A 19541-nucleotide genomic window follows, 5' to 3' on the forward strand; every position below is an offset into this window, starting at 1 on the left:
AAAGTCAAGCCACGTCGCGCAAGGCGTCACGCGCCGTCGAGAAAATCTGGTCAATCTGCTGCTCGTCCACGATGAGCGGCGGCGAGAAGGCCAGGATGTCACCGGTATAGCGAACCAGAACACCTGCCTCGAAACACTTGAGGAAGACCTCGTATGCGCGGGCGCCGACAGCGCCGGGACGCGATTCGAGTTCTATACCCGCAACCAGACCCAGATTGCGAATGTCTTTCACATGCCGTGAGTTCTGGAGCTCATGTGCCGCGTCCTCGAAAACGCCAGACAGCTCCTTCGCCCGTTCGAACAACCGGTCGCGCTTGTAGATGTCGAGCGTGGCGACGGCCGCCGCCGCCGCCGCCGGGTGCGCCGTGTAGGTGTAGCCGTGGAAGAACTCGATGGCGTTTTCGGCGCCAGCGTTCACAACCGTGTCGTGTACGGTGCGGCTAGCAGCCACCGCACCCATCGGGATTGCTGCGTTGTTGATGGCTTTGGCCATCGTGATAATGTCCGGCACGACGTTGAAATACTCACTTGCGGTAGGCGCGCCAAGGCGACCGAATGCAGTAATCACTTCATCGAAAATCAGCAGGATGCCGTGCTTTGTGCACAGTTCGCGCAGGCGCTGGAGGTAGCCCGTCGGCGGTACCAGCACACCCGTGGAACCGGCGAGCGGTTCGACGATGACGGCGGCGATGGTCGACGCATCGTGCAGCGTGACGAGTCGTTCAAGTTCATCGGCCAAATGCGCACCCCAGGTCGGCTGGCCTCGCGTGAACGCCGACTCTGCGAGGTTATGCGTGTGTGGGAGATGGTCCACATGCGGCATCAGGTTGCCGGAGAACATCTTGCGGTTGGGCAGGATGCCGCCGACGGAAATACCGCCGAAGCCGACACCGTGATAGCCACGCTCGCGCCCGATGAAGCGAGTCCGTTGCCCTTCGCCGCGAGCACGGTGATAGGCGAGCGCCATTTTCAGCGCCGTGTCGACAGACTCGGAACCGGAATTGGTGAAGAAGATGCGGTCGACACCTGCCGGCATGAAATCGGCGACCTTGGTGGCTGCTTCGAACGCAAGCGGATGGCCCAACTGAAACGTCGGCGCATAGTCCATCGTTTCGAGCTGCTGGCTCACCGCCTGTGTGATTTCTGAGCGACCATGGCCCGCGTTCACACACCAAAGACCCGCCGTCGCATCGAGCACGGTGCGGTTGTCCACCGTCGTGTAGTGCATGCCTTTGGCAGACTTGAACAGTCGAGGTGCTGCCTTGAACTGACGGTTTGCCGTGAAAGGCATCCAGAAGTTCGACATGTTCAGATTGATTTGATTCGAGCTCATGTGTTGACTCCGGGAATGTGAAGTCAACTTTAATGAGTTTGCCGGCTACAATCACTGGACAGTCTGCAACCAGCAGTCAGACCGTGCTGATTTTCTTCTCCGAACTGTATTGGAAATGTTCAAGCTGAACCTGTCACGCTCGCGCAAGAACGAAGGCACGTTGGTCGACCAGATTGTGTCGTCAATCGAGCAGGAACTGAGGCAGGGAACGTACCCGGCTGGCACGACGTTGCCCTCCGTCCGAGGCCTTGCGAAGACTCACAACCTCAGCACATACACGGTATCTGAAGCCTATCAACGGCTCGTTTCGCTGGGTCTCGTAGTGGCACGCGCGGGAGCAGGCTATCGCGTCGCGACGCCAGCAGCCAAAGCGCCCGCGGCACCGTCATTCAATGCGCCGAGTCTTAATAGAGCGTGGCTACTTTCCGATGTGTTCGCCGACAAGACAGTACCCATCAAAGCGGGCTGTGGCTGGATACCAAACGACTGGATAAACGAGAGCGGCGTGCAACACGCTCTGCGCGTTGTCAGCCGAGTACCTGGGTCGCGCATCGGCGGGTATGGCCACCCGTACGGCCTTTCGACTTTGCGCGAGCACGTGGCGAGCTCACTGCGCAGATACTCACTTCCCGTTGGCAGCGACGATGTCCTGCTTACGCAGGGAGTGACGCAGGCGCTGGACCTTGTTGTCCGCACGTTGCTCAGGCCTGGCGACACGGTCGTTGTCGAAGACCCGTGCTACTGCAATCTGCTCGAAATCCTCAAGGTAGCGTTCGTGAACGTCGTCAGCGTTGCGCGCACGCCTGATGGCATCGACACTGCGCAGCTCGCAGAGGTCGTGAAGACGCATCGTCCAAAGGTCATGTTCGTCAACACGGTGCTACAGAATCCGTCTGGTACGTCGCTCAGCGCTTCGTCGGCATTCCGCCTGCTGCAGATTGCGGACAGGGAAGGCATGTACGTTGTGGAGGACGACATCTCCCGAGAACTCGCGCCTCCCGGGATGCCGTGTCTGGCCGCAATGGAGGGGCTTCAACGCGTCATCTATCTCTCGGGATTCTCGAAGACCATCACGCCAGCGATGCGCGTTGGCTACATTGCTGCGAAGCGCGAGCTGTTGTCACGTTTTGCTCTCACGAAGATGGCCGTTGGCCTGACCTCATCTGAAGTCACGGAGCGCGCCGTGGCGAGCGTGCTCATTGACGGACACTATGACCGACACATTGCGCACATACGCGAACGACTGTTCAACGCCCACGCGAAGGTGACTCAGTCCATGTCCGAGGCCGGCCTGGAGATTTTTCATACACCGAATGCAGGGCTGTTCCTGTGGGCAAAGCTGCCCATTCAGCCGGAAGACAGCATCGCCATTACAAACGATGCCTTGAGCAAGGGAATCTGGTTGGCGCCTGGTTCCTACTTCCGGCCGAGCGAACACGCTTCGGAGTGGTTCAGGTTTAATGCCGCAACATCCGATATACCGGAACTGTGGGCGTTTCTCCGCAAACTGAGACGCAGCCGGACCTGAAGGAGGAGCGGGCACCGAAGTCTCGGTGACCCAATGTGAGCCATTAAGAAACCGCCATCGATTCGGTCATGTTCTGACGCATGTAGTCCAGGAACCGCTGCTGAAACAACATCGTATGCTCATGCGCGAGTTTTTCCGCCATATTGGCATCCTTGCGCTCAATTGCGTCGATAAGGTCGGCGTGGTCACGTCCTAGCTTCGTTGCCGTCGGTGACGTGACAGTGAAATCGAAGTGAAGGTGTGAGAGGCGCTGTCCTTCACCAAGCAGCCGCTCGTAGTACCCGATGAAGTAGGGATTGTTCGCTGCATGTGCGATGGCAACGTGCAACGCCTTGTTCGTCTCGGTCATTGACTGATAGTCGCCGCTCTCAACCGCTTGCATATACTCGTCATCCGCCTTACGGATTCGCACAAGGTCCGCCTGCGTGCGGTGCAGCGCTGCCAGACGGGTCACTGCGCGTTGAATAAGGTCAAGAGCGGAGATGTACTTCGGGAATTCTTCAATTTCGAAGGGCGTGACGAGCGTCGTCCGGTTCGGAAGAATCGTAACGAGACCCTCGCTGATAAGGCGGGCGAGCGCGTCGCGAACGGGCGAACGGGAAAGGCCAAACTGCGCGGCGAGCGACACCTCGTCGAGCGGCGAGCCTGGCTTGAGTTGCAGTGTCAGAATCTGCTTTCGCAGCTCCTCATAGATATACCGTCCGCCGTGGCGGCGGCCGCCTGCCTCTGTCTCCGTCGTAGCTTTGCTCATGGTTCCACCGCTGTCATCGTAAGCCCGGAAAGACGGGCGCGCATTCAAGTTTATCATCGTGCGCGCTCCGCCTCAGACCGCCGGAAAACCGGAGCCCCAGGTGTCGCTCAGCATGAATCCGGCGGACAATGGGTCATCGGGGTCAACCCCAATCTGCTGGATTCCATAAAGCCAGGCTCTCCCCTGAATGCGCGGAAGAATTGCCGCGCGACCTCCAACTTCGGTCTTGCCGAGCAGTTCCACATTAAACTCGCCACCGATTGTCGAGCGCGACTTCAACCGGCTTCCGATGTCGGCCAATCCTCTGGCCGCCAGTGTCGCCAGATTGGCGGAGCTGCCCGTACCGCACGGGGACCGGTCGACTCGCCCGGGCGGCAACGTCGTGCAGGTCTGATAGAGCTCGGGGCTGACGCGATTTCGGAACATGACGTACGCGACCTCGTTTATCTCCAGGAAAAGCGGATGTTGAATCCGAATCTGGCCGTTGATGATGTCTTTGAGACGGATGCCAAGCTCAGCAAGTGCTCGAGCATTCTCCGGCGCAATAGTCAGCCTCACCTGGTCAACATCGACGAGCGCGTAGTACACCCCGCCGAAAGCTACGTCCGCTTTGATTCTCCCGAGTTGTGGAACTTCGAACTCGAAATCCAGTAGTTCGACAAAGGAAGGCACCATGTCGAGCGAGACGCCCGTGCAGCGTCCATCCTCGCAGGTCGCGCGCGCAGTCACCAGTCCCGCAGGCGTATCGAGAACAACGGTCGTCTCCGGCTCCTGCATCTCGACCAGGCCGAGCTCGAGCAACGCCGTGACCACGCAAATTGCATTGCTGCCGGACATCGGATGGGCTTTGTCCGCCTGCAGGACGATAAACCCGGCATGCGCCTCCGGGCGCGTCGGCGGCAGCAGCAAATTGACTGACATCTGAAGGCAACCGCGCGGCTCGAGCACAACCAGTCGGCGCAGACTATCGTCGACCTCGTTGATGTAGTTCATCTTGTCGAGCATCGTCGCACCGGGGATTCCCAAAACTCCCCCGGTGATAACTTTGCCAACCTCGCCTTCGCAGTGCACATCCACGAGTTGAAGCGTCTTTTTCCAGCGCATGATGGACCCGCCTTACTTGATGTACCAGCCCCAGGGCTTATCGCCGTCATACCGCGTGATTTGCTTCGTTTCCAGATAATTGTTCAAGCCCCACACGCCGAGCTCTCGCCCGATGCCGCTCTGCTTGTACCCGCCCCAAGGCGCTTCAGTGAACGTGGGCTGCGAGCAGTTAATCCAGACGATGCCGGCGCGCAGCGCCCGTGCGACTCGCTCACAGCGTTCGCTGTCGCGCGACATGACGGCGGCAGCTAGCCCGAAACGGGAGTTGTTAGCAGAGCGCACCGCTTCGTTTTCTTCGTCGAACGGCCGGATGCAGACGACCGGTCCAAAAATCTCTTCGTTCCAGACCCAGCTCTCTTCAGGAACGTCGGCAAAGACGACGGGCTCCATGAAGTAACCTTTGTCGAGGTGTGCAGGACGGTCACCACCCGTCACCAATCGCGCCCCGTCTTCCTCGCCACGCGCAACCGCCGCGAGCACTTTCTCGTACTGTCCCTTGCTGACAATCGGGCCGAGCAGGACGCCGTCTTCAAGGCCGTTACCGATTTTGATTTTGCGCGTTTCCTCTTTCAGCCGCTGAAGGAGACGGTCGTAGATGCCACGCTGAACGAGTACCCGCGACGTAGCCGAGCAGACTTCTCCCTGATTCCAGAAGATGCCGAACATTATCCATTCGACGGCAGCGTCGATGTCGCTATCATCAAATACGATGAAGGGGGACTTGCCACCCAGCTCGAGGCTGATGTTCTTGATGTCGCGCGCAGCGGCCTGCATGATGCGGCTGCCAGTCGGCACGCTTCCCGTGAACGCCAGCTTGTCGATGCCCGGATGCTCGCTCATTGGCGCGCCCACATCACTTCCAGGGCCAGTCAGAATGTTCAGCACACCGGGCGGAAGGTCCGCCTCGGCCGCGATACTGCCCAGCTCAAGGGCCGTCAGGGACGTCATCTCTGACGGCTTCAAAATCATCGTACATCCGGCGGCCAGCGCGGGGGCGACTTTCCATGCTGCCATCAGCATCGGGAAGTTCCACGGAATAATAGCGCCGGCAACGCCGACCGGCTCCTTGCGCGCCACTGAACTGAAACGGTCGTCAGAGAGCGTTACGGGCGTCTCAGCGTTCTCGTCAAGCTTCTCTGCGAGCCCAGCGTAGAACTCGAAGCAGCCTGCTGCGTCACCCAGGTCCCAGAGCGCTTCGGGAAGCGGCTTACCGTTGTCGCGGACTTCGATTTCGGCAAGTTCCTGGATTCGGTCGCGGATACCCTTGCCGATGCGTCGAAGCACGGCGCCACGTTCTGCTCCGCTCATCCTCGGCCACGGACCCTCATCGAATGCTTTTCGGGCCGCCTTGACGGCGAGGTCGACGTCTTCCGCAGTTGCGGAGGCGACTTTGGCAATCACCTGCTCGGTACTGGGGTCGACAGTTTCGAAGGTTCCGTTGTTGACAGGCGCCACCCAACGACCGTCGATGAAAAGCTGTTCGTACGATTTCATAATAAGTCTCGTCAAGAAAAACGATAGGCACTGAATGGCGTAAGGCTTTGCTTGGTCGGGCGACCAGCAACCATGTCGGCAATCAGTCGACCTGTGGTAGCGCCAAGCGTCAGACCGAGCTGCCCGTGGCCGAACGCCATGAAGACGTTTCCAAGCCTGCGAGAACGGTCGATGATGGGCTTCGTGTCAGGCAGGAAGGGTCGATAGCCAACACCGTATTCCACGTCGGCGGTTTTAAGTTCCGGCAGAACCCGTTTGGCTTTTTCGAGGATGATTTCCGCGCGCCCAAAGTTCGGTTTCGCGCCGTCGCCCGCGAATTCGATAGTGCCGCCAATCTGCAGGCCGCGAGTCATGGGAGTGAAGCAGAAACCGCCATCCGCGTAGATGGTCGAGTGACGAAATTCCACCCCCGGGTTTTTGACGACAGCCTGGTAGCCCGCGATGCCCTTGAGCGGCACGCTTACCCCCAGCGAATTGAAGAACCGCCGCGCACCCGTACCAGCGGCAACAACGACGTGCTGCACCGCAACACTCTGGCCGTTTGCAAGCTCGACGCCGACAGCGCGGCCGTTCGATTCGACAATACGATTGGCCTCAGTCTGGATTCGGCGTCCGCCGTGAGCGATGAAGCTGCCGGTGAGCGCGGCAATGAAGCCTTCCGTGTCGCTGACAGCGCGCCAGTCAGGGAAAATCAGTCCGTGGGCGAACTTGCCAGCAAGCGCCGGCTCGAGGTCGCCGATTTCCTTGGCGTTCAGACGCTGTGCCCTGAAGCCAAGCGATTCGCGCAGCTCCAGATGTGGCAGCTCGCGCGCAAGCCCACCTGGATTGTCGAAGACTTCCAGAATAGGACGTTCGCCCATCAGAGCTTTGTCCTCGCAGGCCTCGAGCAACGGAGCGTAGTCTGCATAGACGTCATGCGTGAGGGTCGCCATTGACTCGGCGATGTCCACAATCTTCGAGTGCCTTGCGCACATGAGAAAGCGGAAGAACCACGGTATGATTCCAGGCAGAGCGCTTGGACGCAGCGCGAGTGGACCCTTCTGGTCCATGAGCCAGCCCGGGATTTTCATGAGGATACCGGGCTTGGATAGCGGGATGATTTCGCTCACCGCCATCTGGCCACAACTCCACTTCGCCGTACTATTGCCCGGACTTTCCGGGTCAATGAGCGTAACCGCGTAGCCGTCGCGCTGAAGATAAAGCGCGCAGCACACGCCCACGATGCCGCCGCCTATGACGACAGCAGATTCCTGGGCAGAGGCAAGCGGGTCAAGCGAAGCATTCTCGCGAGGAACGGCGTTCAATTCACAAACTCCTGCAAGCTGAAGCCATGAGCATAGGGCTGGGAGGTGTCGACATAATATTCTGCCCGTCCCGTAATCCAGGCGCGTCCTTCGACACTCGGCAACACCGCGTCCAACCCGCTCTTCAGTCTTGTTGTTGATTCCACTCGACCAGTGAAACAGCTGCCAATCAGGCTCTGGTGCCGGAAAGCTTGCCCCTCCGAGAGTAGGCCGCGCGCGTACCGCTGGGCGACGCGAGCGGACGTGCCGGTGCCGCACGGTGAGCGGTCAATCAGCGTGTCGCCGGCGATGACGACCGCTCGAGCGTCGGCGTCATAGGAGACAGGCGCGCCCGTCCACATGGCATGCTTCACGCTGCGGATGCCTGGGTTATCAGGATGAATGACGTCGATTGTCGAGTTCACCGCGGTTTGCAGCTGGCGGCCCCAGTTCAGCAGTTGGTCTGGAGAGAAGTGCTCGCATCCCGGGAAGTTCGGTTGCACCTCCACGATAGGATAGAAATTGCCGCCATACGCGATGTCGACGGCAAGACGTCCGAAGTGCGGATGCTCGATTTCAATATCGCGATGAAGCAGAAAGCTGGGCACGTTCGTGAATCGAACCGACGCGACACGGTCGCCGTCCATCACGTACCTGGCGTGCAGTTTGCCAGCAGGAACGTCGACGACGACCGTACCAGCCGACTTCGGTTGAATCAGACCTGCTTCGAGCGCGAACGAAATGGAGCCGATTGATGCATGTCCACACATCGGCAGGCAGCCGGATGTTTCGATGAAGACGAGACTCATATCCGCATCTGCAGACAGGGGCCGATAAAGAATGGTCCCGGACATATGCGAGTGGCCGCGCGGTTCCAGCATCAACGCGCGTCGAATCCAGTCGTGGTCTCGCACAAATAGGCCGCGGCGTTCATCCATTGTCGTACCGCTGAGCGCCGGCGCGCCGGCGACCACCATGCGCACGGGCATGCCTTCGGCATGCCCTTCGATACTCTTAAAGCTGTGCTTGCTCATCCGAATACCCTGCAAGAGTGCATTGCCGGCGGATTTCTCCACCGGCTTCCTGTCATGCCTGAGCTGCTTCGAAGACGGCGCGGAAGTCCGCCTTTTCTGCGTCGGTCAGCGGCTGCAGCGGCATGCGAGCTGAGCCGACCTTGAATCCCGCCAGTTCACAGCCGTACTTCACCTTCTGCACGAACTTGCCCGCTTCCATCGTCGCCATGACGGGGAAGAGCGAGCGCATTACGTCCTGGGCACCGCGGATGTCGCCAGCGGTGAACTTGTTGTAGAAGTCCACCACTGGCTTCACGAAGCAGTTCGCCGGGCCGCAAATCCAGCTGCTCGCGCCCCATAGGAAGAAGTCGAGCGCCTGGTCATCGGAGCCGCACGACAGCTGGTAATGGTCTTTGTACTTTTCGCCGATTTCGATGGCGCGCAGCAGGTTGCCGCTGCTCTCCTTGATGCCGACGACGCGCGGGTTATCCTTGAACGCGTCCAACACGCCGAAGCCCACTTCGACGTTCGTGCGAACCGGATAGTTGTAAAGCACGACATCGACGTCGGGAACCGCTTTGAGGATGGCCTCGTAGTGGCCAATCAGCTCTTCCTGCGAGGGCAGCGCATAGTACGGCGGAGCGATGAGGACGTTCTTGTAGCCCGCATCGCGGACCAGCTGAACCTGCTCGATGACTTCACGGGTGCACGAACCGTTCGCGCCACCGATGAGTGTGCCGCGGTCGCCTACGACCTCGCGAACGGTCTTCAGGATGGCGCGGCGCTCGTCGTGCGTCAGCGCGTAGTACTCACCGGTCGAGCCGAGCGGCACGAAGCCGGTTACACCCGCCTTGAGCTGGAATTCGAGAATGTTCGCCAGCACGTCGTGGTCGACAGCGCCGGCAGCATTGAACGGCGTGACGAGTGCGGGCAGGATGCCTTTCATCTGCATGTGTTTCTCCCTTTATGAAGGACGGGTTGGGTTAGTAGGCAAAGCGTTTAAGGAATCGCGACTCGACCACGCCAACGAGGCGCGTGAGGGGAAAAGCGACGACGAAGTAAATAATCGCGACCGTCGTCAGGAACTCGACCGGCTTTGCTGTGCTGCTCGAGATGTTCTGTCCGACGAACATGAGGTCCGCGACGCCAACCGACGAGATGAGCGCACTTTCCTTGAACAGACTGACGACGTTCGAGAGCAGCGGCGGAATCGCGCGCAGCAGTGCTTGGGGGAAAATAACGTAGAGAATTTTTGCTTGCGGCGAAAGGCTCAATGCGATACAGGCGTCGTGCTGTTCACTGGAGATAGACTTCAACGCGCCGCGGAACGTCTCGCTAGTGATAGCTGCCATGTACAGCGTCAGGGAAATCACAACCGAAACATACGGCGGTATCGGAAGGCGGAAAACGACCGGGAAGCAAAAGAAGACCCAGAACAGCTGGATGAGCAGCGGCGTGCCTCGGAAAAACTCCACGTACAGCGTTGTCGCGCCCTTAATGAATCGGTTGGGCGACATACGAAGCAGGCTTAGCACGAAGCCGGCGAGGCTTCCGATAACCGCGCAGCTGCTCGTAAATGCAAGGGTGAGCCCCAGTCCTTTGAGCAAGACAAGCCAATAAGGAAGAACCGCTGAAAAATCGAGATGCATGGTCTTCTCCTCAACGCTTGACCGCAAGGTCCTGACGACGCTCAATCACATGCACAAATTTTGCGATGGGCAGGGACAGAGCGAAGTAGATGAGAGCAACAACCGTGTAGGTTTCGAGCGGCCGGTAGGCTTCGGTCGCAAGGCTCTTGGCGACGTACATAAGGTCGGCGACCGCAACGATGGCAACGAGCGCACTCTGCTGCAGACTGCCAATGCCGTTTGTCATGAGAACCGGCATCGAGCTGCGAAGTGCTTGAGGCAACACCACATACATGGTGCGCTGCCACGGCTTGAGGCCCAAAGCGACAGATGCGTCAAGATGCTCCTTAGGGACCGCCTGAACGCCTGCACGGTAGGCTTCAGCGTTGAAAGCGGTCAAATTGAGACCAAGCGCGAGCACGCCCATGAGGATGGGGTCGATGAACACGTCGACCATCATCGGGATGCAGTAAAAGAACCAGACGATTTGTAGAAGCGCAGGCGTGCAGCGGAAAAACTCGATAAAAAGCTGCGCTGGCCAGCGTACGGCGACCCATCTGCTCATGGCCATGAGGCAGAGCAGGAAGCCAAGCACGAGACCCATGATGTTCGAGGCTACGGCGAGCTCGATGGTGACCTTGAGGCCTTCGAGCAAGGCGCCGAAACTGCCTTCAAGGAAGCGGAAGTCGAAGTGATAGTTCATGTCGGACCTCAGTCGAGATGCAGCACTTTCTCGAGGAATTCGCGGGTGCGAGCTTCCTTGGGGCACTTGAACATTTCGGCGGGAGCGCCCTGTTCGACGATTTTTCCACTCGCGCAGAAAACCACGCGCGTGGCGATGTCGCGCGCAAAGTGCATGTCGTGCGTCACGATAATCATCGCCATCTTCTGTTGGGCAAGCTGAAGCATCACGTTTTGCACTTCGATGACCATCTCGGGGTCAAGGGCGGAGGTGACTTCATCGAACAACATCAGCTTTGGCTCGAGCATCAGGGCACGCGCAATGGCAACTCGCTGCTTCTGGCCGCCGGAGAGCTGACTCGGGTATGCGTGGAGCTTGCTTTCAAGGCCGAGCCGGGCCAGATACGTGCGAGCCCGCTCGGTCGCTTCTGCTTTTGTGATGCCGCTGACCTTCGTCGGCGCGAGGATAAGGTTGCCCAGGACGGATAGATGCGGGAACAGCGTGTAGTGCTGGAACACCATGCCAATCTGTTTCTGCAGCTTGGCATCGATGCGCTTCGACTTGCCCGAGTCGGCTCCGTAGATGTACGGCTTGCCCTGAAAGCCAATCTCGCCGCCCTGGACGCCTTCCAGCCCCATCATCACGCGAAGCAGCGAGCTCTTGCCGCTACCGCTCGGTCCAATGATGACGAGCCGGTCATCGGCCCGCATGTCGAGGCTCATGTGGTCCATGACGACCAGATTCGGACCGTAGGACTTGTAGACGTCTCGAAACTGCACGAAATCACCGAAGGTCGCGTTGGCGCAGCCAACTGCAACTGGCGGAACATCCTGTTGAGCATTCATGGTTTGAGAAGAAAGCATGGAATCTCTCCAGCTGACGCGCCCGCAGGCACGTGATGTGTGATTCGAAAATCAGCGGCTGGCGACAGTGCCGAACCGCATACGAAATCGGCTAATACGGCTTCGGCTCGAGAGTTGAGACCCTTAGGAGCCTTGGTACCCCGGGCTTCCCATATAGCACGCAGACATGTGTGTTTGAATGTGTGCAAGTATGTACACATACTAGAAGGCCGGAATTGCGCCTGTCAACGCCTAACTTGGTGTTTCAGGGAAATCACTGACAAGCCGGTTGAAGACGCTTGGGACGAACCAAAACAGGCTCGAGCGAAGCCGAATCTGACTATTTCGCCGCATGCTACGAACGAAATAACCGTTTAACACTGCCCTCCATCCGCGCCCGGAACATAGGCAAGTCGACGACGTGCGCGTTCTATCGCCGTCTGTGACGTAGTCGGAATTTTTCATTAAGCACTGCAAACCGCCTCATGGAGCATGAAGCGTTGTGTTGTTCTATCCCGTCAAGCTTGCAAAGGTCAGATTGACGGGCGCCCTTCTGAATATCCTCGGAACAGCGCACCCATTGGGGCGTGCCGCGTCAACAGGTGCATCACTTGTTTGTGACAAGCATTGCCTGGACAGAGGTTTTGATGAGGCGGTTGACGGCGCCCGACTTGACCTGTTCGTCGACATACCTGTTAAGGACGGCGATGTCGGCAGCAGACGTTTCCTTCCTGAGGCCGAATGCGACTTCCTGCTGGGCGAGCGGCGGAGTCGGCTGGATGGTGGACGCCCATTCCGGGTGCGCCTCGGTAAGCAGCATGTTTGTGATGTTGGCATCTGCGAGCAGGTCCGCGCGCTTGGACATGAGTGCGAGGCGCGTCTCATCGTTACCCGGCAGACGCATGATTGTCGCTTGCTTGAAAACGGCAGAGATAGCCTTGTCCTGCGCGGTTCCTGACATGACCGCGACTGTCACACCGGGCTTGTCGATTTCGGCGATGGTGCGAGCGGCTTTGGGAACCTTTGGATTGTTCTTGTTGTAGACAAAGGAGACGTTGTAGTCCGTTGCCGGCGCCGAGAACGAAATGGCTTTCTCGCGTTCCGGCGTATCGTTCAACGCCATCGACAGGTCCCACTTGTCGGACTGCAGGCCGGCGACGATGTTGTCCCACGTGGTGTCGACGAACTCGACCTTCACCTTCAGCACGTTCTGTCCAAAGTTGCGACAGAGTTCCGAGAAAAAGCCGCTATATTCGCCGGTTTTCGGGTCGCGCATGACGTAGGGAGGAGCCACGGCCGCGCCGCAACGGAGAACACCGGCCTTTTTCACACTTTGCCAGGCACTGGTGTCATCGGCGTGAGCCGGGGCACCAGCAGCGACAAAACCGGTTACCGCCAGGCACGTCAGAACGCGCCGCGTGAAGCGAGACAGCAGAACCATAATCAGCTCCCGAAGTATTGATAAGCCTGTTAAAAGACCTTGGTTTCTCGCCACACAGCTTTGCGCATCTATTTGTGTGCAGCGATGTACACAGTCTAGGAATTCAAAATCTGGGCTGTCAACTAGGCATTTGTCCCTAGGCGAAAATGCAGCGGTCGCTTCAAACCTCGCTGCGGCAACGGTGACAAGGCGTTCAGCGAACTGAACACTCCGTTGCCTTCATCCGCCAGTGGATTCAACCAAAAAATGCGCCTCAAATGGTCTCTTAAACTACCCACTCGTAGCTAGCATCAGTCAATCACTGCATACATCATTGTGTGCAGACGACGTCAACTGTGATGCTCGGAGCGGATGCCATGCGTGCCGTCGTATTGGGAAGTGGAGTTGTCGGTGTGACGAGCGCGTTTTACCTCACACGCGCGGGGCATGCGGTCACCGTCATCGACCGCGAACAAGGACCTGCGCTGGAAACGAGCTTCGCGAACGCGGGGCAGATTTCGCCTGGCTACGCAGCACCTTGGGCGGCTCCGGGTGTGCCCCTGAAAGCGGTGAAGTGGATGTTTCAGAAGCACGCTCCGCTCGCGATTCGTCCGGACGACGAGGACAGGCAATTCCAGCTTCAATGGATGTGGCAGATGCTCCAGAACTGCAATGCGGAGCGCTATGCCATTAACAAGAATCGCATGGTCAGGCTTGCGGAATACAGCCGCGATTGCCTGAAGGCGCTCCGAGCAGAAACCGGCATCCAGTACGAAGGACGCACTGGCGGCACGTTGCAGGTTTTCCGTACGCAGCAGCAGTTCGACGGTGCGGCGAAGGACATTGCCGTGCTTAAAGAAGCCAATGTCCCATACGAGTTGCTGACTCAGGGTGAGCTTGCTAGAGCCGAACCGGCTCTTGCCGCCACCTCACACAAGTTGACCGGCGGCTTGCGTTTACCGGGCGATGAGACCGGCGACTGCCAGTTGTTCACGACTCGGCTCGCGGCGTTAGCTGAGCAAGCTGGCGTCACCTTTCGGTACAACACGCATGTCGAGGGCCTTGTCGTGGAGGGCGGTAAAGTTGTCGGCGTCCGCCATGGTGCCAAGCTCATTCACGCCGATGTGTTTGTCGTAGCGTTCGGCTCATATTCGACGAACTTCCTCTCAGACATCGTCAAGATTCCGGTTTATCCGCTCAAGGGCTACTCCATCACCGCCCCCATCATCGAAGAGCGATGCGCACCGGTCTCAACCGTCCTCGATGAAACGTACAAAATTGCTATCACCCGATTCGACAAGCGCATCCGTGTTGGTGGTATGGCCGAAATCGTGGGGTTCGACAAGCGCCTTCGCGAAGCTCGGCGCGAAACTTTGGAAATGTGTGTGAACGACCTTTTCCCGGGCGGCGGCGATACCTCAAAGGCTACATTCTGGACTGGGCTACGACCCATGACGCCTGACGGCACACCGATTGTGGGCAGCACCGCGGTCCCGAACCTCTATCTGAATACGGGTCATGGCACGCTCGGCTGGACGATGTCGTGTGGTTCAGCGCAGCTGCTCGCGGATTTGGTTTCAGGGAAGCAGCCGGCAATTCGGCACGATGACCTCAACGTTTCCCGCTACGCGAAGGACTCGCCCGCTCCGGCTGAATTCAACCTGAGCTGAGCGCGTTGCATCCGTCAGCAGTGACACCTGGCCGCACGTGCGTATAACGCGACGATTCGCCAGTTCGAGAATTAAGCGGCGGCGCTGGGAATGAGTAGCCGAACGGCCGCGACCAAGCGCTTGCGGTCGTTTTTCTTTTGACACTTCGAGGCACCGCTCGCTTGCGAGATGCCGAGCACGTTGTCCGCATCGCGCCGGGCTGGCGTTACTGGCGGTAGACCTTACTCACTCAGCAAAGATGTTGATGCACTGCGCCATTCGGTTTCGACTACCCGTGGTTATCAATCCAGGCACGTGCCCAAGCCAGGCCGGCGTGTTGCGCTTCCTCTTCTGTGTCGAAGTAAGCCAGGATGCCTGAGGCTTCGACCAGTTTGCCGTCCACGGTTATTGTCCCACTTGCCGCATAACGCTCGGGCTGGAGGATTTCCTTTTGCTGCAGAATTGCGGCCCCCAGCAGGTTGCCCCCGGGGTTATCTGGCGCGGAATATCCGACATGTCTGGTTCGCTCGCAGGAACGGCTTTTTCCAAGCTGCGCTGCTTTGCCATGAGATTGGGCGACGGTGTGAGGGCACGCCGCGCATGCACTTTCACCGAATGCGGAGCCGCACGTCGATGAGATGCAACCTTCCGCGTAGCCCTAACGTGAGACTGGCAACGTCAACGTGATTATCTGGCCGTCCTTGTTTGAACGGCAGCGAAAGGAAGCCCTCGGCGCGTCACTGCTCGCTGTATATGGCACGTGGCAATGCCACGGAGAGGTTCGACATCTCGTCGCACAGCGGCTTGGTGACATGTCCCATCTGCTTGGCGGTTTGATTACCGCGAGCAGAAATTTTTGCTGACTCAACACTGTGCCCGCGGCCGCCGTTCCTTTTGCCTGCAACCAGGCTCTGGTCCGGCCTGTCCACACAAGCAGGTGGCTTTTCGACTACGTTGTCTCGCCTCGCTGTTGCTCTCGATGGGTTACATGGTCTGCCAGCAGCCGTCGAATTGTGGTCAGTAAAATTTGCCCATCTACAGGCTTGCGAAGAAAGCCGTCGTAGCTTACGAAAGCGGGTGGGCTCGGCTCTCCCGAAACCAAGACGAATGCAACGTCGGCTAAGCCGGGGAGTGTGCGCAAACGGTGACAGAGCTCGCTCCCCGACATCACCGGCATGCGCCAGTCGGCGACCACTACATCGACAGGGGATTCGATGAACATCTTCAATGCCGACTGGCCGTCGCTCGCGCTTCTTACTTCGAATCCGTCTGCGGCACAGCTGGCGCTCCACGCCGCCAAAGCCTCCACGTCATCGTCTACGAGCAGTACGCTTGCCATACACAATTGTCCGGGTCGCCACATGTTGTTTGGCAGTTCGACGGTGGCCAAAGTTCACGCGGCCATTCATTGAGTCCTCATATTCGTCGCGCTCGCGTCGTTCTAGAGAATGCGTATTATGGGGCAGTAAACGGAGGCATCCATGTGTTACTCGGCTCAGATTCAAGCAGACTACCGCAAGTTTGTGCGTACTTTCGGCACCTTGATGGATATCCATGAATTTGCGCGCCTATTCTTCGAGCGCGCAGAGGGCATCAGCAAGGCAAAGGTGCCCAAGGCGATGGAAGATGCGTTCGCTGAGCCGCAAACTGACGCCGAAGGCGCCATCAAGACCCTTATCGATAGGTTCGAAGCAGAACAGACATCAAAACTCCAACGAGACCTCTTTGCGCAGCGCAAGCGACTGGCTGACGCAGAGCGTTCGCTCGAGAGCAAGGTCACAAAAGCAGCGACCGAAAGCAAGCGCATTGCCGCGAACAAAATTGAACAGACTCTCGATTGGCTCGACGATATTCGGCGAACGGAGCCGAAGGCACGGGACTCGCGCATATTCCCGAGGCATTACGCGCCAGTCATGGTTATGGAAAACGGACAGCGTGTTTTCAAACCGATGCGATATCAGTGTCGCATTGCTGGCAAGCCCGCGTCACACGACGTCAAATACCAAGGGGGCTACAACGCGAGGCGTGACAATCTCGAAGGATTCTGGAAGCCGCTCTTTGGTTACTCGCACGGCATTCTCGTGGTCAACGCGTTTTATGAGAATGTTAGCCGGGCCAAAATGGAAGGTCGCGTGCTCGCCGAAGGGGAGCAGGATGAGAACGTCGTTTTGGAGTTTCGTCCCAACCCTGCCCACGAGATGCTGGTAGCTTGCCTGTGGTCGCGCTGGTCTGCGCCTGGCGAACCGGATTTGCTTTCATTCGCGGCAGTCACTGACGAGCCTCCGTCGGAAGTTGCCGCAGCCGGCCACGACCGGTGCATTGTTCCCATCAAGCCCGAAAACATTGACGCTTGGCTCAACCCTAACCCAAGGAATTTGGAGGCAATGTACGTGATACTTGATGAGTGGGACCGGCCTTACTACGAGGAGCTAAGCTCGAATCTGGTGTATGGGGGATTTGAGGCGGGAGATTGAAGACGGTGGAGGTTTCAGCTGAGAATCTGATTGTCGAAGTCGGAAACCAGCAAACAACAAACCATCCACCATGAGCAAGTTTACGGAAAAAGAAGTCGTCGGTCTATCGGAAGTCGGTCTGGGCTTGGACGATCTGGTGCGCCAGGGCGCGCGGGAGGTGATCCAGCAGGCAATCGAAGCAGAGCTGTCGGCGCTGCTGGAGCGGTTCGAGAACGTTAAAACCCTGCACGGACAGCGTGCCGTGGTGCGCAATGGCTATCTGCCGGAGCGCGAGGTGCTGACGGCGGCCGGCCCCATTGCGGTGAAGGTGCCGAAGGTTCGCGATCGATCAGGATCAGGTGTGAAGTTCAATTCATCGATTGTGCCGCCGTATGTGAGGAAGTCGCCGCGCGTGAGTGCCGCGCTGCCGTGGCTGTATCTGAAGGGCATTTCGACGGGCGACATGAGCGAAGCGCTGGGCGTGCTGCTGGGCGAGGACGCCAAGGGGTTGTCGGCGAACGTGGTAAGTCGCCTGAAGGCGCAATGGGGCGATGAGCACGCCAGCTGGAGCCGGCGTGATCTGTCGAACTCGCGCTACGTGTACTGGTGGGTCGACGGCATTCATACCGGCCTGCGGAGTGAGAGCTCGGACGGCCAGTGCCTGCTGGTGATCATCGGCGTGAGGCCGGATGGGCGCAAGGAGCGTGTGGCAATCGGCGACGGGTATCGGGAGTCGAAGGCGTCCTGGCAGGAGCTGCTGCTCGATCTGAAATCGCGAGGCTTGCAGGGTGGTCCGCTGCTGGCCGTCGGTGATGGCGCAATGGGCTTCTGGGCCGCACTGGAGGAAGTGTTTCCTGCAACGCGCGGCCAGCGCTGCTGGTTTCACAAGATGGGCAACGTGCTCAACGCGCTGCCGAAGTCGCAACAGGGGCGCGCGAAGGCCGACCTGCAGGCGATCTGGATGGCGGCGACGCGCGCCGACGCGTACGCCGCGTTCGATCGTTTCGTGACGGTCTACGCCGCGAAATATCCGAAGGCGACCGAAACGCTGAAGAAGGACCGGGAGAGCCTGCTGGCGTTTTACGACTTCCCCGCCGAGCACTGGCAGCATTTGCGCACGACGAATGCGATTGAGTCGACATTCGCGACCGTGCGCCACCGGACGACTCGCACCCGCAACTGCGTGTCGCGACCAACCTTCCTCGGTCTGGCATTCAAGCTGATCGAGGAAGCCGAGAAAACCTGGCGCCGTATCAACGGCCCTGAGCAGATCAAGCTGTTGCTGGAGGGCATTGCCTTCAGGGACGGCGAACCGGTGCAAGGCGATCAACCGGTTCAGCAGAAACTCGCCGCCTGAAGTCGAACGCTATCAGCTGCCCATACACCACTCTTGACGTTAGCTCTACTACGAGCATCGACTGGCAGCGTGAGAGCTCCGTATGGAGCCGTCGCTGCGGGCAAGGCGATTGCGACAGCCTCGTGACGTTCCTGACCGGGATATGGGCGCCTACAGGCTAGGACGCAAGAAAGCTCGATGCCGTCAAGATTTAGTTCAATCAAGACGGAATCACCATCCGTAAATTAAGGCGCTTACTTTCGGGAATCAAACCTTCTATAACACCGCCGATATCTAACTGCGATTGCCTGTCTTAGCCAAAGACAGACCGACGCCGGCATCCGTAAGCGCGAATCAACATTTTGTTGAAGTCAATGAAGGGGGGGCGTAGCAATGGCCTTGGCGAATTTCGAGACACAGCGTGCAGGCTTAAACGGCGACGGCGACGTATTCAACGAATCACAAGATAGGGACTACGCGGACTGGAAGCGGATTCGGCTCGTGATAGAGCATGAAAACACACTGGTGCATCACAGGCTAAGTTGGCTGCTCACGTCGCAGACTGTCCTGTTTGCAGCTCTCGCGTTCATTGTGAGCAACTGGAAACCACAGCCAAACATTTGGACTGGGCCGTATGTTTGGCTGTTGATTTTGATTGCGGTCCTCGGCTTCATGACGTCATTGCTGGTCGGGCGTGGTCTAGGACACGCCCAGCAGCATATTGCTCGCATAGACCGCTGGTGGTATTGCGAGGACAGAAGCAAGCTTTCGATGGAGATGTTGGACGAGGACATGTTCCCCGGGGGGGCAAGTCGGGTCGAACTCACGCGTCACCGTTTGCCATTTCACCCGCCACTGCAGGGACAAACTAAGAAACGCGTTGACGAGAAATTCATTAACCCATACAACTTACCCTACTACTTCATGGGAGCGTGGGCGGTTATAGTTGCCATCATGCTGATTTTCCGACCCTGAGGCATGCATCGTCCGGCGCCAAAGAGCATCGTCTATCAAAGCGGGTAAGC

General features: G+C 58.5%; 18 protein-coding genes and 1 pseudogene. 6 read left to right on the plus strand and 13 right to left on the minus strand.

Features of this window, described 5'->3' with window-relative positions; all coding sequences use genetic code 11:
• Nucleotides 1-4 precede the first annotated feature (4 nt).
• Nucleotides 5-1306 carry an aspartate aminotransferase family protein gene (locus tag OKW29_RS39955; protein WP_429294752.1) on the minus strand — a complete coding sequence of 434 codons (1302 nt, stop codon included), beginning with the start codon at nt 1304-1306 and terminating at the stop codon, nt 5-7.
• 142 nt (nt 1307-1448) lie between these two features.
• Here OKW29_RS39955 and OKW29_RS39960 point away from each other — a divergent pair, with 142 nt between their 5' ends.
• The gene (locus tag OKW29_RS39960; protein ID WP_429294753.1) at nt 1449-2861 is read left to right on the plus strand and encodes a PLP-dependent aminotransferase family protein; all 1413 of its coding nucleotides are present in this window, start codon (nt 1449-1451) and stop codon (nt 2859-2861) included.
• Nucleotides 2862-2904: 43 nt separating this feature from the next.
• Here the strand turns inward: OKW29_RS39960 and OKW29_RS39965 are convergent, their stop codons facing one another.
• The 10 genes from OKW29_RS39965 to OKW29_RS40010 all read right to left on the minus strand — a co-directional run bounded on the left by OKW29_RS39965 (nt 2905) and on the right by OKW29_RS40010 (nt 13099).
• A complete protein-coding gene (locus tag OKW29_RS39965) occupies nt 2905-3612 on the minus strand; it encodes a GntR family transcriptional regulator (RefSeq protein WP_429294754.1) in 708 nt (235 codons plus the stop codon).
• A 72-nt stretch (nt 3613-3684) separates the two neighbouring features.
• A complete protein-coding gene (locus OKW29_RS39970) occupies nt 3685-4716 on the minus strand; it encodes a proline racemase family protein (protein ID WP_429294755.1) in 1032 nt (343 codons plus the stop codon).
• Between the two features lie 12 nt (nt 4717-4728).
• Nucleotides 4729-6210, minus strand: coding sequence for an aldehyde dehydrogenase family protein (locus OKW29_RS39975; protein WP_429294756.1), 1482 nt, complete (start codon nt 6208-6210; stop codon nt 4729-4731).
• Nucleotides 6211-6221: 11 nt separating this feature from the next.
• Nucleotides 6222-7514 (minus strand): NAD(P)/FAD-dependent oxidoreductase, encoded by a 1293-nt coding sequence (locus OKW29_RS39980; RefSeq protein WP_429294757.1) that lies wholly within the window; start codon nt 7512-7514, stop codon nt 6222-6224.
• Complete coding sequence (locus OKW29_RS39985) at nt 7511-8569, minus strand: 4-hydroxyproline epimerase (protein ID WP_429294758.1); 1059 nt, start codon at nt 8567-8569, stop codon at nt 7511-7513. The genes OKW29_RS39980 and OKW29_RS39985 overlap by 4 nt, the downstream gene beginning before the upstream one ends.
• Before the next feature lie 10 nt (nt 8570-8579).
• Nucleotides 8580-9452: a dihydrodipicolinate synthase family protein gene (locus tag OKW29_RS39990; RefSeq protein WP_429294759.1), complete on the minus strand. Its 873-nt coding sequence runs from the start codon at nt 9450-9452 to the stop codon at nt 8580-8582.
• Nucleotides 9453-9489: 37 nt separating this feature from the next.
• Nucleotides 9490-10155 carry an amino acid ABC transporter permease gene (locus OKW29_RS39995; protein WP_429294760.1) on the minus strand — a complete coding sequence of 222 codons (666 nt, stop codon included), beginning with the start codon at nt 10153-10155 and terminating at the stop codon, nt 9490-9492.
• Between the two features lie 10 nt (nt 10156-10165).
• Nucleotides 10166-10837, minus strand: a complete 672-nt coding sequence (locus OKW29_RS40000) for an amino acid ABC transporter permease (protein WP_187614087.1) — start codon at nt 10835-10837, stop codon at nt 10166-10168.
• Between the two features lie 8 nt (nt 10838-10845).
• Nucleotides 10846-11679 (minus strand): amino acid ABC transporter ATP-binding protein, encoded by an 834-nt coding sequence (locus tag OKW29_RS40005; RefSeq protein ID WP_429294761.1) that lies wholly within the window; start codon nt 11677-11679, stop codon nt 10846-10848.
• Between the two features lie 586 nt (nt 11680-12265).
• Nucleotides 12266-13099: a transporter substrate-binding domain-containing protein gene (locus OKW29_RS40010; protein ID WP_429294762.1), complete on the minus strand. Its 834-nt coding sequence runs from the start codon at nt 13097-13099 to the stop codon at nt 12266-12268.
• A 356-nt stretch (nt 13100-13455) separates the two neighbouring features.
• Here OKW29_RS40010 and OKW29_RS40015 point away from each other — a divergent pair, with 356 nt between their 5' ends.
• A complete protein-coding gene (locus tag OKW29_RS40015) occupies nt 13456-14748 on the plus strand; it encodes a D-amino acid dehydrogenase (RefSeq protein WP_429294763.1) in 1293 nt (430 codons plus the stop codon).
• Nucleotides 14749-15016: 268 nt separating this feature from the next.
• Here the strand turns inward: OKW29_RS40015 and OKW29_RS40020 are convergent, their stop codons facing one another.
• Nucleotides 15017-15205 carry a hypothetical protein gene (locus tag OKW29_RS40020; protein ID WP_429295017.1) on the minus strand — a complete coding sequence of 63 codons (189 nt, stop codon included), beginning with the start codon at nt 15203-15205 and terminating at the stop codon, nt 15017-15019.
• 187 nt (nt 15206-15392) lie between these two features.
• Here OKW29_RS40020 and OKW29_RS40025 point away from each other — a divergent pair.
• Nucleotides 15393-15590, plus strand: a pseudogene (locus tag OKW29_RS40025) (hypothetical protein); the annotation flags it as partial.
• A gap of 86 nt (nt 15591-15676) precedes the next feature.
• Here OKW29_RS40025 and OKW29_RS40030 read toward each other — a convergent pair.
• Entirely contained in the window at nt 15677-16066 is a 390-nt protein-coding gene (locus OKW29_RS40030) for a response regulator (RefSeq protein WP_429294764.1), read from the minus strand.
• A 142-nt stretch (nt 16067-16208) separates the two neighbouring features.
• Here OKW29_RS40030 and OKW29_RS40035 point away from each other — a divergent pair, with 142 nt between their 5' ends.
• The 3 genes from OKW29_RS40035 (at nt 16209) to OKW29_RS40045 (ending at nt 19491) form a co-directional block, all read left to right on the plus strand.
• The gene (locus OKW29_RS40035; protein WP_429294765.1) at nt 16209-17201 is read left to right on the plus strand and encodes an SOS response-associated peptidase family protein; all 993 of its coding nucleotides are present in this window, start codon (nt 16209-16211) and stop codon (nt 17199-17201) included.
• Between the two features lie 70 nt (nt 17202-17271).
• Nucleotides 17272-18537, plus strand: a complete 1266-nt coding sequence (locus tag OKW29_RS40040; protein ID WP_429290576.1) for an IS256 family transposase — start codon at nt 17272-17274, stop codon at nt 18535-18537.
• A 372-nt stretch (nt 18538-18909) separates the two neighbouring features.
• Nucleotides 18910-19491, plus strand: a complete 582-nt coding sequence (locus OKW29_RS40045; protein WP_429294766.1) for a hypothetical protein — start codon at nt 18910-18912, stop codon at nt 19489-19491.
• The last annotated feature ends 50 nt before the right edge of the window (nt 19492-19541 follow it).

The sequence above is a fragment of the Paraburkholderia sp. CI3 genome (assembly GCF_050436505.1).
GTDB lineage: Bacteria > Pseudomonadota > Gammaproteobacteria > Burkholderiales > Burkholderiaceae > Paraburkholderia > Paraburkholderia tuberum.

Bases quoted from the DNA above. Each gene is read 5' to 3' on its own strand.
- OKW29_RS39995 (WP_429294760.1), bottom strand. From the start codon at position 10,155: ATGCATCTCGATTTTTCAGCGGTTCTTCCTTATTGGCTTGTCTTGCTC.
- OKW29_RS39970 (WP_429294755.1), bottom strand. From the start codon at position 4,716: ATGCGCTGGAAAAAGACGCTTCAACTCGTGGATGTGCACTGCGAAGGC.
- OKW29_RS39960 (WP_429294753.1), top strand. From the start codon at position 1,449: ATGTTCAAGCTGAACCTGTCACGCTCGCGCAAGAACGAAGGCACGTTG.
- OKW29_RS40040 (WP_429290576.1), top strand. From the start codon at position 17,272: ATGAGCAAGTTTACGGAAAAAGAAGTCGTCGGTCTATCGGAAGTCGGT.
- OKW29_RS40005 (WP_429294761.1), bottom strand. From the start codon at position 11,679: ATGCTTTCTTCTCAAACCATGAATGCTCAACAGGATGTTCCGCCAGTT.
- OKW29_RS39990 (WP_429294759.1), bottom strand. From the start codon at position 9,452: ATGAAAGGCATCCTGCCCGCACTCGTCACGCCGTTCAATGCTGCCGGC.
- OKW29_RS39955 (WP_429294752.1), bottom strand. From the start codon at position 1,306: ATGTCGAACTTCTGGATGCCTTTCACGGCAAACCGTCAGTTCAAGGCA.
- OKW29_RS40035 (WP_429294765.1), top strand. From the start codon at position 16,209: ATGTGTTACTCGGCTCAGATTCAAGCAGACTACCGCAAGTTTGTGCGT.
- OKW29_RS40010 (WP_429294762.1), bottom strand. From the start codon at position 13,099: ATGGTTCTGCTGTCTCGCTTCACGCGGCGCGTTCTGACGTGCCTGGCG.
- OKW29_RS40030 (WP_429294764.1), bottom strand. From the start codon at position 16,066: ATGGCAAGCGTACTGCTCGTAGACGATGACGTGGAGGCTTTGGCGGCG.
- OKW29_RS40015 (WP_429294763.1), top strand. From the start codon at position 13,456: ATGCGTGCCGTCGTATTGGGAAGTGGAGTTGTCGGTGTGACGAGCGCG.
- OKW29_RS39965 (WP_429294754.1), bottom strand. From the start codon at position 3,612: ATGAGCAAAGCTACGACGGAGACAGAGGCAGGCGGCCGCCGCCACGGC.
- OKW29_RS39975 (WP_429294756.1), bottom strand. From the start codon at position 6,210: ATGAAATCGTACGAACAGCTTTTCATCGACGGTCGTTGGGTGGCGCCT.
- OKW29_RS40000 (WP_187614087.1), bottom strand. From the start codon at position 10,837: ATGAACTATCACTTCGACTTCCGCTTCCTTGAAGGCAGTTTCGGCGCC.
- OKW29_RS40045 (WP_429294766.1), top strand. From the start codon at position 18,910: ATGGCCTTGGCGAATTTCGAGACACAGCGTGCAGGCTTAAACGGCGAC.